General features: G+C 50.6%; 2 protein-coding genes. One reads left to right on the top strand and one right to left on the bottom strand.

From position 1 onward, the window contains the following. Positions 1 to 651: collagen-binding domain-containing protein (locus tag LZ463_RS28825; RefSeq protein WP_241459768.1), on the bottom strand; the 651-nt coding region annotated here is incomplete at its 3' end. 13 nt (positions 652 to 664) lie between these two features. Between LZ463_RS28825 and LZ463_RS28820 the strand changes: the two genes are divergently transcribed. Then, positions 665 to 1,621, top strand: coding sequence for a DDE-type integrase/transposase/recombinase (locus LZ463_RS28820; RefSeq protein ID WP_241459767.1), 957 nt, complete (start codon positions 665 to 667; stop codon positions 1,619 to 1,621). Positions 1,622 to 1,702 lie beyond the last annotated feature (81 nt).

The following is a 1,702-nucleotide window of genomic DNA, read 5'->3' as shown; positions in this document are numbered from 1 at the left end:
CATGCCGCTGAACTGTATCGTGGTCTTGCCATTGGCAGTTTGCGCTGCGAGGTTGGTGGACAAATCGGTCAACTGGGTTTTGTTGTCAGCAAAGCTGAATGGGGGTGCGGCTTTGACGACAGTGTCACCTTGCTGGAGGTTGTTGACGTTCTTGCTGCTGCCATAGGTAGCTTTGCCATGGGTGGAGCCGCCATTGAAGGTGAGCTGGTTACCGACGATTAAGGACGCTCCCTGGTAGTTCTTTTGGGTGGTGTCCATGCTGAAGGCGGAGACATTGAAGTTGTGGCCTACAGCCATGGTGCCTGCGACTTCGCCACCTGTGGCGGTATAGTCATTGAAGATGAAGGCGTTGAACTGCCCTGCCAAACCAAGGTCAGCACTGGTCATTGCTGGTGGGGCAACGGCGGTGACGGTGATGCTGACAGTGGCGAGGTTGGAATCGACCTTGCCGTCGTTGACTTTGTAGCTGAAGCTGTCGCTGCCAACATAGCCTGCGGCGGCTTTGTAGGTGAAGCTGCCGTCGGCATTGAGGGTGACGGTGCCATGGCCAGCAGTGCTGATGAGTTTGCTGGTGAGGCTGTCGCCATCAATGTCAGTGCCCAGTGCCTTGATGAGGATGCTGGTGGCATTGTCAACGGTGAGGAAGACCATTGTAGTTATGTTGATGATGAATGAATTGTTGAAGCTGATTTTTTGCTGGGTTTTAGATATACTTTTAAGCTTGATGTGGCGCTTTCTGAAGCATGTTCAATATTGTTTTGGAAGCTTGAATTGGCGTTTGCAAAAACCTGCCTCCGCCCTCTTCCCACCCGTCAAGCAATTTTATCCTAGAGCTCCCAAAAGGCGAGCGGGACAGGCCAAGCCGCGCTGGGTCTTGCATTTTGCGTTGTACAGGCATGCGCAAGGTGCTCATAGTTATCGTCAGATACGCGATGAGTTTAATCGTTTGTATGCGCATGCAGGGATGACGATTAGTTTGGGGACGGTGTATGGCTGGGTACAGAAGTATAGGTCAGAGATGGAGGGTATTCGCAAAGAGATGCGGAATCGGTTTCCAGATTTCAGCCCTGCAAATGTACGCTGGTGTCTGGATGGGACGGGTAAAGTGGATGCGGATGGCGTACAGCATTTTATTTTGGGTATGATCGATCATGGTACGCGCATGAATGTGTGCTTGCAGCGTTTGGAGTTGGCGACGTCGGCGGTGATACTTGAACACATCAAACAGGCGATCAATTTATTTGGTAAGCCCCAAATTATTCGTACCGATAATGCCTCTGTGTTTCGCAGTAAAAAATTCCGACAGGCTTTAAAGGAATTAGGAATACGTCATGAATTCACTGAACCTGGCAAGCCGTGGCAGAGCGGGAGAATCGAGCGTTTCTTTTTAAGCTTGAAGCAAAAGTTGAATTTAACCACGCCTGCCAATGGATTGATGCTGGACGCAATGCCAGGGGATTTTAGGACCTGGTATAACCTGATCAGGCCGCATCAGCATTTACGCGGGTATACGCCTGCTGAAGTCTGGACAGGGGTTGATCCGTATTCAAGCCCGCCTAAATCTGTTCATCCGTTCGAGGCTTGGGATGGTTTGTTGCAGGGATATTATTTGCGGCGTTAGTCAATTCTTGTTGGACACAAATTGGTATGTTAAGCGGACAGCTTGGCTGTTCAGGGCGAAACTCGTCCCGCGCGCATAATT

This window comes from Undibacterium paludis (assembly GCF_022568815.1).
Lineage (GTDB): Bacteria > Pseudomonadota > Gammaproteobacteria > Burkholderiales > Burkholderiaceae_D > Undibacterium.
This window is presented reverse-complemented; position numbering and strand designations above follow the sequence as displayed.

Coding starts and splice junctions, on each gene's coding strand:
- LZ463_RS28820 (WP_241459767.1), top strand. CDS start 665: ATGATGAATGAATTGTTGAAGCTGATTTTTTGCTGGGTTTTAGATATA.